This is a genomic window from Aquimarina acroporae, assembly GCF_023195925.1.
Classification (GTDB): Bacteria; Bacteroidota; Bacteroidia; order Flavobacteriales; family Flavobacteriaceae; genus Aquimarina; species Aquimarina acroporae.
Genome location: NZ_JALPRE010000007.1, coordinates 295,881 through 308,627, shown reverse-complemented (window position 1 = coordinate 308,627; position 12,747 = coordinate 295,881). Strand labels below are relative to the sequence as shown.

General features: G+C 35.0%; 11 protein-coding genes. 4 read left to right on the top strand and 7 right to left on the bottom strand.

Translation table 11 applies throughout. The features are described 5' to 3' along the window. Positions 1-167 precede the first annotated feature (167 nt). On the top strand, positions 168-1,193 hold the full coding sequence (locus tag M0D21_RS12590; RefSeq protein ID WP_248330002.1) for a PorP/SprF family type IX secretion system membrane protein: 1,026 nt from the start codon (positions 168-170) through the stop codon (positions 1,191-1,193). A 27-nt stretch (positions 1,194-1,220) separates the two neighbouring features. Here the strand turns inward: M0D21_RS12590 and M0D21_RS12585 are convergent, their stop codons facing one another. Beyond that, positions 1,221-2,306 (bottom strand): serine hydrolase domain-containing protein, encoded by a 1,086-nt coding sequence (locus M0D21_RS12585; RefSeq protein WP_248330000.1) that lies wholly within the window; start codon positions 2,304-2,306, stop codon positions 1,221-1,223. A gap of 311 nt (positions 2,307-2,617) precedes the next feature. Between M0D21_RS12585 and katG the strand changes: the two genes are divergently transcribed. Beyond that, entirely contained in the window at positions 2,618-4,867 is a 2,250-nt protein-coding gene (katG, locus tag M0D21_RS12580) for a catalase/peroxidase HPI (protein WP_248329998.1), read from the top strand. Positions 4,868-4,928: 61 nt separating this feature from the next. Here katG and M0D21_RS12575 read toward each other — a convergent pair whose 3' ends face one another. The 5 genes from M0D21_RS12575 to M0D21_RS12555 form a co-directional block, all read right to left on the bottom strand. After that, positions 4,929-5,570: an NAD(P)-dependent oxidoreductase gene (locus tag M0D21_RS12575; RefSeq protein WP_248329996.1), complete on the bottom strand. Its 642-nt coding sequence runs from the start codon at positions 5,568-5,570 to the stop codon at positions 4,929-4,931. A 28-nt stretch (positions 5,571-5,598) separates the two neighbouring features. Next, positions 5,599-6,450, bottom strand: coding sequence for an alpha/beta fold hydrolase (locus M0D21_RS12570; protein ID WP_248329994.1), 852 nt, complete (start codon positions 6,448-6,450; stop codon positions 5,599-5,601). A gap of 39 nt (positions 6,451-6,489) precedes the next feature. Next, positions 6,490-6,900, bottom strand: a complete 411-nt coding sequence (locus M0D21_RS12565; RefSeq protein WP_248329992.1) for an Rrf2 family transcriptional regulator — start codon at positions 6,898-6,900, stop codon at positions 6,490-6,492. A gap of 101 nt (positions 6,901-7,001) precedes the next feature. Further along, on the bottom strand, positions 7,002-7,514 hold the full coding sequence (locus M0D21_RS12560) for a rhodanese-like domain-containing protein (protein WP_248329990.1): 513 nt from the start codon (positions 7,512-7,514) through the stop codon (positions 7,002-7,004). 71 nt (positions 7,515-7,585) lie between these two features. After that, positions 7,586-8,755: a vWA domain-containing protein gene (locus tag M0D21_RS12555; RefSeq protein ID WP_248329988.1), complete on the bottom strand. Its 1,170-nt coding sequence runs from the start codon at positions 8,753-8,755 to the stop codon at positions 7,586-7,588. Positions 8,756-8,974: 219 nt separating this feature from the next. Between M0D21_RS12555 and M0D21_RS12550 the strand changes: the two genes are divergently transcribed. Both M0D21_RS12550 and M0D21_RS12545 read left to right on the top strand, forming a co-directional pair. Continuing rightward, positions 8,975-11,182 (top strand): histidine kinase, encoded by a 2,208-nt coding sequence (locus M0D21_RS12550; RefSeq protein ID WP_248329986.1) that lies wholly within the window; start codon positions 8,975-8,977, stop codon positions 11,180-11,182. Next, positions 11,179-11,910 (top strand): LytR/AlgR family response regulator transcription factor, encoded by a 732-nt coding sequence (locus M0D21_RS12545; protein ID WP_248329984.1) that lies wholly within the window; start codon positions 11,179-11,181, stop codon positions 11,908-11,910. The genes M0D21_RS12550 and M0D21_RS12545 overlap by 4 nt, the downstream gene beginning before the upstream one ends. Position 11,911: 1 nt before the next feature. Here the strand turns inward: M0D21_RS12545 and murI are convergent, their stop codons facing one another. Then, on the bottom strand, positions 11,912-12,709 hold the full coding sequence (gene murI / locus M0D21_RS12540; RefSeq protein WP_248329982.1) for a glutamate racemase: 798 nt from the start codon (positions 12,707-12,709) through the stop codon (positions 11,912-11,914). Positions 12,710-12,747 lie beyond the last annotated feature (38 nt).

Sequence of the window (12,747 nt, the reverse complement as noted above, 5' to 3'; positions counted from 1 at the left end):
TTAAAACTCTAAAATCATGGTTTCTGACAAAAATTTATATCTTTGGAGCTATTGACAAAATAGTAAGTGATATAAAAATAATAGTGAAGCCCCACAATATAAACTGTTTTTGATAGTTTACATTTAATTCACAAATTCTATTTAGCCCCATAAAAGATAGAGCCCAGATGAACTTAAAAACACGTTATGTATTTCTCTTAGTGTTACTCTCTAAATTTGCATTTTCGCAAGAAGGAATACCCGTATTCGCTGATTACCTTTCTGATAATCTTTATTTAGTACATCCATCAATGGCTGGAGCTGCAAACGCAAATAAAATACGTCTTACCGCTAGAAAACAATGGTTTGATGTCGATAATGCACCAAATTTGCAAACTGCCAATGTTAACTTTAGGATGGGAGAAAAAACGGGCCTAGGAGGTATTGTTTACCGAGATGAAAATGGTCGATTTTCACAAACAGGTTTCTACGTTACTTTTGCGTATCATTTGTTGTTTTCAAGAGATAGAACAGATTTAAATATGCTGTCTTTTGGTGTTAATACTGGTTTTATTCAATCGAATGTCGATTTAAGAGGGTTAGATGATATCTTCGATCCAGACCCGGTCATTTTAGATAGGGTACAAAAGGATTTTTATTACAATGTCGATGTTGGTGTGTCCTATAACTACTTAGAGTGGTATGCACATTTTACGGTAAAGAACCTTTTGCCTACTGTGCGTGATATTTTTGATAATGATACACCGATTAGAGAGTCTAACAACCAACGACGATACATATTTTCTTTAGGATACTTATTCAATCTTGGTGGTGAAGATGGTTTTGATCTTGAACCTTCTATAATGTACCAAGCTACAGATCAAACTCAAGAGAGTACTATAGATGCCAACATGAAAGTATATAAGGATTTAGGAGAGGTAACAACACTTTGGGGAGGTCTGTCATACCGTCGGAGCCTAGACGGAGCAGAATTTTCTCAAGATGGAACTTCGGTAGAAAATCAGCAACTACAGTATATCACGCCATTCTTAGGAGTGAATTATAAACAATGGTTAGTCGGATATACTTATAGTTATCAATCAAATTCTATTGTGCTTAGTGATGGAGGATTTCACCAACTTACCCTTGGGTATGATTTCGGAAAACGAAAAGAACGTTGGAACTGTAAGTGCCCTGCTGTAAATTCGAAATAATAGTTGAATACCTGTGAGCTTTTTACCTCAGTTTATAAACGCAGGTAGAAATGCTTTTTGCATGAGTACAAAGGGGAGCTTATCTTCTTGCGAGTTATATGCTCCACCTGTAAATACTGCTATTACATCTATTTCAGGAAAAATCATTAAATATTGACCTCCATTTCCGGTTGCTGCAATTGTAGGTACCTTTTTTTCATTTACTTTTAAGGGAATTTCCCACCAAAGATACCCATAAGGTAATCCTGTTATTTTAGTTTTGGGGGAAGTAGATTTTTGAATCCACTCCTTAGAAACTATTTGTTGATAATTCCATTTTCCATCTTGTAGAATTAATTTCCCAATTTTAGCTAAATCTCGAGAAATCATGTAAAGTCTCTTAGCCGAAGGAATAATATTGCCTTTTGAAGTATGGCCCCAAGATATGTTTTGTATCCTTAAATGATCAAATACATATTTTTTTGCAAATAAATCAATACTCATTCCCGAAGCTTGACTTATGATTTCTGCAGCTAGAACAACGCCCATCGTGCAATAATTTGAAACTGTACCAGGCTCATTTATCATGGGTAAATTTAGAGTGTATTTAATCCAGTCTTTTTTCTTGTATACTTTGTCTTCTTGCCCCTTTGATTTCTTGTCCCAGTCGTTACAATCTAATCCTGTAGACATGCTTAATAATTGGGCGATGGTAATTTTTTCTTTTCTGTGATCCCAATTTTTGGTGGGAACAAAGTTTTTTAGATATTTAGAGATGGGATCATCTACACTATCTACATATCCTTTGTCTATGGCGATTCCCATTAAAATAGAAATGATACTTTTAGTAACCGATCTCATGTCATGCGGTTTGTCATAAGAATTAGTATCAAAATATTTTTCGATCAGAATGGTGTTATTTTTTATAAGTACAATACTGTGCACATCATGTTTTTTATGTTGAAGTTGGTTAAATAATTTATCTATTCGTGCTTTATGTTCTTTTGAAGTTGAAAAGACCTCAGTTTTCCAACCGTCATTTAGATGTTTAGGTTGGGAATAAGTGAATGTATCCTGTGAAAGAGAGGAAATACTATAACTTAATAGAAAAAGTAATATATAGTGATGCTTCATGATTTTTAAAGTTTTCAATGCTAATTGCCACAACTTTTATACCGTAACTTGTTTCTGTTTTATTAAGGAGTAGAAATGTATAGTGTTCTAATTTTTATACTATTAACGGTTTTTTAAGGTTGTTCATTCTTGTATTTGTGTCAGAAAACGGTAAATTAAGAGATATTTTATTTATCCATAGAATATAAGTGTCGCAAATAGTTTAATAGTTTTTATATATGGTTTTTTTAAAAAACATAAATAAAAATTATTGTAGATTTATATCAGCATAAAATCAAAAATATATTAGCAAATTATTTAATCTATTCGCAATGGAAAATGACAAACAAACAGGAACCCTATCCCATGGTTCTGCCTATAACTTAAATGGTGATGCAAGTATGTGTCCTTTTTTAAATGGTTCATTAAAAGAAGGTGCAGGAGGAGGTACTTCAAATCGTGACTGGTGGCCTAATCAATTAAAATTAAATATCCTTCGTCAACACTCTACTTTATCTAATCCTATGGAAGAAGAGTTTGATTACACCGAAGAATTTAAATCATTAGACTTAGAGGCACTAAAGAAAGATCTTTACGAGCTTATGACCGATTCTCAAGACTGGTGGCCTGCCGATTATGGTCATTATGGTCCATTGTTTATAAGAATGGCTTGGCATAGTGCAGGTACCTATCGTATAGCAGATGGTAGAGGAGGAGCTGGATCAGGAACACAACGTTTCGCTCCTTTAAATAGTTGGCCAGATAATGGAAACTTGGATAAAGCTAGGCTATTATTATGGCCTATTAAACAAAAATATGGTAAGAAAATTTCTTGGGCAGATTTAATGATTTTGGCGGGAAATTGTGCTCTTGAGTCTATGGGATTCAAAACTTTTGGTTTTGCTGGAGGTAGAGAAGATGTTTGGGAGCCAGAAGAAGATATTTATTGGGGTTCTGAGACCGAATGGTTAGGAGATAAACGATATGAAGGAGATCGCGAACTTGAAAATCCTTTAGGAGCTGTACAAATGGGATTGATTTATGTGAATCCTGAAGGCCCTAATGGTAATCCTGATCCTGTAGCTTCGGGTAAAGATATTCGAGAAACTTTTGGCCGTATGGCTATGAACGATTATGAAACGGTGGCTTTGGTTGCTGGAGGGCATACGTTTGGTAAAGCTCATGGAGCTGCAGACCCAGATAAGTATGTAGGAAGAGAACCTGCGGGAGCTGGTATTGAGGAGCAGAGTTTAGGATGGAAAAATACATACGAGTCTGGTTTTGGAGATCATACAATTACTAGTGGTATTGAAGGGGCATGGACTCCTAACCCGACTAAATGGGATCATGATTATTTTGATGTACTTTTTGGATATGAGTGGGAACTAACTAAAAGTCCAGCTGGAGCACACCAATGGAAGCCAACTGCAGCTTCTGCCGCAAGAATGGCTCCTATGGCCCATGATGCGTCTAAGCAACAAGATTTAATGATGACCACAGCAGATATGGCCATGAGAATGGATCCTGCATACGAGAAAATTTCTAGACATTTTCAAGAAAACCCTAAAGAGTTTGAAGACGCTTTTGCTCGTGCTTGGTTTAAGTTGACACACCGTGATATGGGACCAATTCAACGTTACTTAGGTCCAGAGGTACCAACTGAAGAATTGATCTGGCAAGATCCAGTTCCTCAGCACAAAGGAGATACAGTTACTGATCAAGATATAGCAGCTTTAAAAAATAATATTTTGGCTTCAGGATTATCAATTTCAGAATTGGTATCTACAGCATGGGCTTCGGCTTCTACTTTTAGAGGATCAGATAAGCGAGGAGGAGCCAATGGTGCTCGAATTCGTTTGGAACCTCAAAAAGATTGGGATGTAAATAATCCTGCACAGCTGGCAAAAGTATTGGATGTGTTAGAACGAATTCAAAATGAATTCAATGCGCAATCTGGTAACAAACAAGTATCTCTGGCAGATGTAATCGTATTGGCAGGAAATGCTGGAGTAGAAAAAGCAGCAAAAAATGCGGGGCATGATATCAATGTTCCTTTTTCACCTGGTAGAGGAGACTCATCCATAGAGCAAACCGATGTTGCTTCTTTCTCTATTCTGGAACCAGCTGCAGATGGTTTCCGTAACTATGTGAAATCGAAGTATACTATATCTACAGAAGAAATGTTGGTTGATCGTGCTCAGTTATTAACTTTAACAGCACCAGAAATGACAGTCTTAGTTGGTGGATTGCGTGTGCTGAATACGAATTTTGATCATTCGCAACATGGTGTGTTTACAGATCGTCCAGAAACTTTAAGTAATGATTTCTTTGTAAATCTTCTTGATCTAGGAACCACCTGGAAAGCTGTTTCTGATGCAGATGAGGTGTTTGAAGGCCGTGACCGTAGAACAGGAGAACTGAAATGGACAGGAACCAGAGTAGATCTTATTTTTGGATCAAATACAGAACTTCGTGCAATTGCTGAAGTATTTGGTAGTAAAGATGCCGAAAAACGATTCATAGATCATTTTGTGTCTGCCTGGTCCAAAGTGATGAATTTAGACCGTTTCGATTTGGCGTAATCGGTGTATAGATAAATAAAAAGGGTGACTTATTTAAGTCACCCTTTTTTTGTTTTTAATATTAGTATCCTATAGTGAAACGTTTTTTGGAATATGCAGGAGTTTCTACTTCATTCAAGACCCCAACGGCAAAATCTTCCATAGATATAGAACTATCTCCGTTTTCATTTGAAATTAATTGATCTTCACCTATTCTGAAATTTCCTGTTCTTTCACCTTCAAAAATATAGGCAGATGGAGATACATTGGTCCAATTTAGGTTTTTCTCTGGTTTATAAACAGTTTCTAACACCGTTAAATGTGATTGAGCAATTGCCTTATATTCTTCAGGGAAATTTGGAGCATCGATCAATAGCAAATCATCACTTACCTTTAAACTACCTGCACCACCAACCGCTATTAATCTGGTTCCAGCTTCTTTTGCTGCAGTTACCAAAGATTTTGATGCATCAATAAGAATATCTGTATCGTCATGAGGAGGAGCATATGAACTAATTACTACATCACTGTTTTTAAAAACTGAAGCTAACTGTTCGGTATTAAAAATATCTACTTTTTCTGTACTTACCTTGTCTGTATTTTCAAGTTGAAATTCAGATACTTCTTTTGAAGTAATAAGGTGCAATTCATGATTTCTATATGCTGCTTCTGCTGTAATTCTTTTGCCAATGTTACCACCAGCTCCTACAATTGTAATTTTCATTGTTTTAAATTTTTAAATGTTATATATGTTATTTGGTAAATTCTATGATTAATTCTGATACTTCTTTGCTAAACTCTTCAAGCATAAAATGTCCGGAGTTAAAAAAGTGTATAGAAGGGTTTTTAAGATCATTGAGGTAAGCTTCTCCACCAGATTTGCTAAAAAACTTGTCGTTTTCTCCCCATACAATCAATGTGGGAGGTTGGTGTTTTTGTAAGTAATCTTGCCATTCTGGGTACTTCGAAAAATTAACTCCGTAGTTGTAGAACAATTCTGTTTGAATCTCATTGTTGCCTTCTCTAGTGATAAAAGCAGTATCTGTAAGGTAGGAAATGGGATCTATATTGTTCGGATTATTGGTTCCAGATAAATATTGTTCTTTAATACCATCGGCAGACATTAGGTAGTTTTTGTATTGATGCAACCCTTCTGGATCATTATTTTTTTGATAGGAACCAATTTTCATTGCCCATTCTCCTAAACCTTCTAAATAAGTATTGGCATTTTGAATTATTAATCCTTTGATGCGTTCAGGGTATTTACTTGTTATTCTGAAACCGATTGGCCCTCCATAGTCCTGCATAAATACATAGAACGAAGAAAGCTGTAAGGTATTAATAAAGCCTTCTATCGTTTGGGTAACAGTATCGAAGCTGTATTGATAATCATCTTTGCTTGGGGTGTCACTTAATCCAAAACCAGGATAATCTGGTGCAATGAGATGATAATGGTTTGCTAATAATTCTATGAGTTCTCTGTACATGTGAGAAGAAGAAGGGAAACCGTGTAAAAGCAATATCGTTGGTAGGTGTTTCTCTCCTGCTTCTCGGTAGAAAATATTAATACCGTCTATGTTAATTGTTTTATGTTTTGTTTTCATTATTGTAATAATTTTTGTTACAGTTTTGAGTAAAAAAAATCAAAATTGATTTTTAAAATTTTCAAGAGTTTGTTTTTCTAGTGCATCGCTTACGGCTTTGTCAATAGTATTAAGCAATGACTTTAGATTTTGGTTTATTTGCTTTCCAACAATGCAATCAGGATTTGGAGTGTTTTTCAGTAAGGATAAAACGTTATCCTCTCCTTTTACGCTATTAAAAATATCTGACAACTTAATGTTCTTGGCATCCTTAAGAATGCGTACCCCTCCATTTTTTCCTTCTTTGCTATCAATAAGACCATTTTCTTTGAGTATAGCAATTTCTTTTCTCACCAAAACGGGGTTCATATTTAAACTTGCTGCAATCCAGGCAGAAGTTAACCACTCATCCTTATAAATAGATAATAAGGTCATGATATGAAGCGCTATAGAGAATTTGGTTTTTACCATTTTTATAATGTAATATTTTTTATTACAGTACAAAGATAGATAAAAATTTAAAAAGAACAAATTTTATTACAGTTTGAGTAGAAGACTATAGTACTATTTGCCTATTTGATAGTAGTTCCCTCGAAAATTAACCTTTTGTCCTCCACCAAGACCAAAGATGATAATTCGTACACATTTTCATAACCATAGCCATATAGATTAATAAATGTTGGAATATTTAAAGCCAACGGAGCCATTTTGGTAGCAAAGTTGATCGTATCACCAATAATATTATTATTGCAGTAAATAAGGATTCTTGTATTTTTTGAGGGAATTATTTTCGCCAGTTTCTTTTCGGTGAAATCAGAAAAATTAATATGCACTGCACCCTTAATATGCTTTTGTTTATAGCCTGATTTTGAACGAGTGTCTAAAATAATCGTATTCTCATCTTTTGCAAATTCAAGAAATTGATCCAAAGGAAGTAATCGGGTTTCTCTATATTCCATTACTTCTTGAGTTAGTTTTTCAAAGCCTTCAATGTCTACAAGAGATTTCGTTTGCGGTTGTTTTTTTTGAGCGATTATGGTTAATGGTAAAAATAATAGTACGATGGTTTTTATAGTTGATTTCATATTCTTACGTTTTAAAAATTAAAAGAAAGTTCCTTTCCGTTTGAGAAAGGAACTTAAAGTATCAGGTTTTCCTATTCTTCCCAGCTAAAGGATTTTTTCTTTCCTTGTTTCTTTATGGCATTTAACAATGCTGCTTCAAGATTGCTATCTTCTTTTTTTCGGTTTTCCTTTATGTATGTGGTTCTTTTTTTATTTAGTTCTTGAATTTTTTGTTGTATTTCTTTACGTTTTGCACTTTTTTCTTCGATATGCTTTTTTAGTTCACCTTTAGATTTTCCTTTTAATTCTTGTGGTAATTGTTCTTCTGCAATTTCTTCAAGTTCAAAGTCATCTTCTTTGGCTGCATCAATTAGATCCCAGCTTTCATTTTTATAGAACCCAGAGCTTTTACTCACTGCACGACTTACTGAATTGGCCTCACTATAAGACTTGGCATTACGGTCTTGTTCCATCTGCATACTTCGTTTTTGAGCTCCCCGACTACCATAATAAATGTAAGTGTCGTTTAATTGATGATTAAGTTGAAGGATTACGTCATCATAAGGTGTTGCAATGTGAACTGTTTGATGGTTGTGATCGATAGCACTATATTCTCCATAAGTTAAATCTGCTCCATGTTTCCACTTGGTATCTATACCTTGTCTAAAGTTTCCACAGAAAATAGTGTTGATAGTGATTCCTTTTTCTAAGGCATCGGTAGCTGCATCTCTATAATTGGTTGGTCCTTGGGTAAAAGGTTCATTTCCGGCGATAAAGATAAGTTTAAGATCATCGTTACTTTTTTTCCAATCTAGTTGATTTATAGAGGTATTGATCACCTTTCCGCAGAATTCGTTACCACCATTGGTTGTTAAAGCAAATAGCTCCTTAGAAATTTCGTCGAGGTCTTCAGAAAAAGGTAATACTTGCCGAATAAATCCTTCTGTAGAAGGTAACCCATCATTACCATATTCATATAATGCGATTTGAAGTTTAATTTTATTTCGACCACAACGAGCATAAGATAATTCATTTACAATTTCCCAAAGTTGCGCCTTAGCTTGTTCTATAAGTCCATCCATACTATTACTTGTATCTAATAATAGAGCAACCTGTATGTTACTGGTGTTAGGGTCTGTTTTGGTAGTCGATATTTTATGTGTCTGATTTTGTAACGCCAACTCAGAATTTTGTTGATGATTTGCGTTACAAGAAAAATGAATGCATATGCATAATGTGGTCCAAACAAAAAAAGTTTTCATGGCATTGTTTTTAAAATTATAGGGTAAAACTATGTCTAACTTTTTTGCATAAAAATCTATAATGAGTAATACACGATTATAAATGAGGGAATTGTGTTTTTGGATGAGGGAAACAATCTTTTCATGTTTAAAATGCTACAGAAACCACTGTTATTGGGTTGTGGGTATTTTATTATCCGAGTTAAATAGGTTAAGTTTATCCTGTTGAAAAATGATATAATGTATAAAATAGGATACATATTGGTTTTTTTGTTGTTGCCATTTTTTGTCTTTGGACAAGTTAATGAAGCAGCTCGACGAACTGCACCTATGACAATAAAGGGTTCAGTCAAAGAAAAAAATACCAAAGAACCCATAAAAAATGTGGAGATTACCGTTTTGGGAAAAGGAACGGTAACTACCAATGTTTTTGGAGATTTTAAAATACAAGCTCATATCGGAGATGAGATTATTATCGCGCACGATAGCTTTGAAACGATTCGATATACGATTAGAGATGGGCAACGTATAGATGTTGAGGTGCATGAAAACCCCAGAGAGTCTGAATCGAATACACTATCCAAATCAAAAAGAGGAGCGGCTGTTTATCAGGAAAATTTAAAGTTGGCAAAAGAGTCCTTAAAAAAAGATGCAGGAACAAGTATTGAATTCATCACAAAAGCCTTAGAAGCAGTTGGGAAAAATGATCCGTCTGGAGATGATAAAAAAGCTGAGCTATATGAGACTCTGGCAGATATTTACAGACATTGGAAACAGCCTGATCTTGCTGAGAGTAACTATCTTATTAGTCTTTCAAATAAATATAATGCCGACGTTAAAATAAAACTTGGTCAGGCGCAATTGGCGAATAAAAATTATCAAAAAGCTTTTAAAACGTTTGATCAATTACAAAAATCCAGGTTAAGTGCGGCTCAGCGAATACTGGTTTTTGAAGGATTGGGGGATAGTAACAAAGGTCTTGAGAATTATGAGGAGGCCGAAAAAAACTATAACAAAGCCTTAGCAATAAGTAGTAGGAAAAACCAGGATGATAAGGTTATCTCTTTAAATTCAAAAATAGCTGGGGTGCTCCAAAATCAAGGGAATATTAGTGTTGCCGAAGAGTATTTGGATAACTCGGTTCAGTTGGCAGACAGAAAAGATAAAAAAACTGCGGCGAGACAGCGAAGTGTAGCGGCAGATTTTTACAATAAGAGTAATAGTTATGATAAAGAGATTCAACTCCGAAAAGAGGCTCTAGAAGATATCGAAGAAATTGATGATGTTGAGAGTGAAGCCCCTCAAGAAGAAGACAAAGCTATTACGACGCAGGTGCAGAACTACAAAATTGCCAATGCCTTTGCTGCTCAAGAGAAGTATGACGAAGCGATTAGTTATTTTGAAGAAAGTAAAAAAGAGGCCGCCTCAAAAAACGATCTAATAGTTCAAAAAGACGCTACCAGGAAATTGGGAGAAGTATATCGCGAAAAGGGCGAACTAAAAAAGGCGTCTGAAGCTTTCGAAGAGTATGAAGTTATTGTAGATAAACTTTATATACAGAAAGAACAGGAAATTTCTCAAGCTGCTCGTTTTAGTCGCGAACTAGCTCAAAGCGCAAACCGTATAACAACCTTAGAAAAGGATCGAGAGCTTAATGAAACTCGATATAAATTGGCTTTTGCCTCGCAAGAATTGGCCGATCAGCAAAGTTTGAGGCAACAGATCATTATTTACTTTCTAATAGGCCTAACGACCTTGCTATTGTTAGCGGCGTATTTAATGTTTCGAAATATGAAACAACAACGCTATGCCAACAATTTACTTGCACTAAAGTCTTTGCGATCGCAAATGAACCCGCACTTTATTTTTAATGCGTTGAATTCTGTAAATACCTTTATAGCTACTAGTGATGAGCGAACCGCAAATCGATACTTAACCGATTTTTCACTATTGATGAGAGCGGTTTTAGAGAATAGCGAAGAAGATTTCATTCCATTAGAAAAAGAAATAGAATTGTTGAAATTGTATGTGCAGTTAGAACACTTTAGATTTCAGGACAAATTTGAATATAGTATAGAAGTTGATCCCGATATTGATGTTCAGGAGTATATGATACCTCCTATGTTGCTTCAACCTTATGTAGAGAATGCTGTTTGGCACGGATTGAGATATAAAAATGAAAAAGGGTTGCTGTCTATTCATTTTAAGAAAAAAAATGTTGATAGTATTGAAATCATAATTGCCGATGACGGTATCGGGCGTACAAAATCTAAAGAGCTAAAAACACAAAACCAGAAACTGCAAAAATCGAAGGGAATGGGCAATATCAAAAAGCGAATTGCTATCCTTAACGAAATGTATAAGGACAAGGTAGATGTGTTTATTTCAGACTTAAATACAAATGCAGAGGGGACTCAGGTAACATTAATACTTAAAAAAGACACATGAATTTATCAGCAATCATTGTAGATGATGAAGCAAACAGTAGGACGATTCTTAGAAATTATCTTGGTAAATATTGCACTTCGGTAAACATTCTGGGAGAAGCAGCTAGTGTGCAAGAAACATTAACGTTGCTTGAAACCCATACACCAGATGTTATATTTCTTGATGTTGAAATGCCTTATGGGAATGCTTTTGATTTTTTGGAACAGGTTCCAGATCGTACCTTTGAGATTGTTTTTGTAACGGCCTATGATCATTACGCTGTAGATGCATTAAATGCTCAAGCTACCTATTACCTGTTAAAGCCGATAGCGATAGATAATCTAATAAAAGCAGTAGACCATGTTACTCAAATAAAACAGAAAGAAGCAGTGCTTCAGGATGCTGTTTTGGTACCTAAAATCACCTCTGTTGAAGGGAAAATTACCATACCACAACAGGATGGGTTCGAGGTTCTTGAGATTTCGAATATCATGTATTGTGAGGCAGATGATAACTATACCAAAATTTATTTAGAGAAAGGGCAGAAACTGGTAAGTAAAACATTAAAGTATTTTGAAGAATCTTTACATGATCATGGGTTTGCCAGAATACATAAAAGTTACTTGGTCAATGTGGTTAAGATTGTAAAATATCGAAAAGGGAAGGGTGGGAGTATTGTACTTTCTTCTGGCAAGGAGTTGGCAGTGTCTTCTTCGAAAAAAGCTGCACTTCTAGATTATTTTAAATAGATCAGAAGTCTAATTTTTCTGCAGAATAGTTAGAAAGTGTAGGTTTAATAATTTCTTTTAAAGTATCGATAGTTGCATTGCTATAAAGTCTATGATAACTACTACGGTCTGATACTGGATTTAAGAGTTGATGTTGTGTTAGTATAGCTTTTGTTTGTCTTGCAACAGCTTCTCCTGAATCTATAATAGTAACATTGTCGGGGAGAATATTTTTTAAAATAGGAATAAGGTAGGGGTAATGTGTGCATCCCAGAACAAGGTAATCTATGTTTTTTTCGATCAAAGGCTGTATGTAGGAATGTAATAGATCATACATCTCTGTCGATTCAATTTTACCATCTTCAATAAGTTCTACCAACCCTGTGCCGATCACTTCGATTACTTCTATGTTTTGCGCGTATAAATCAGAGGTTTTGGCAAATAATTCGCTCGATAACGTTCCTTTGGTAGCCAGTACTCCTACTTTGTTGGTTTTGGTATGAATTGCAGCAGGTTTGATCGCAGGTTCTATACCTATAAAAGGAATATTATAGGATGATCTTAATTCTTTTATAGCATTAGTAGTGGCTGTGTTACAGGCTACAACAATAATTTTACAATCGAACTCCAGTAATTTTTCTGTATTCTTAATGCTAAGCTCCAGAATTTCTTTTTTACTACGTTTACCATAAGGTGCATACTTACTATCGGCCAAGAAAACAGTATCTTCAGATGGAAGAAGTGTTATAATTTCTTTCCAAATCGATGAGCCACCTACTCCCGAATCGAATATGCCTATAGGTTTGTTTTGTTCTTTCATCTACGGTAACACAGAATTTGTTTCAAAAATAAAAAAGA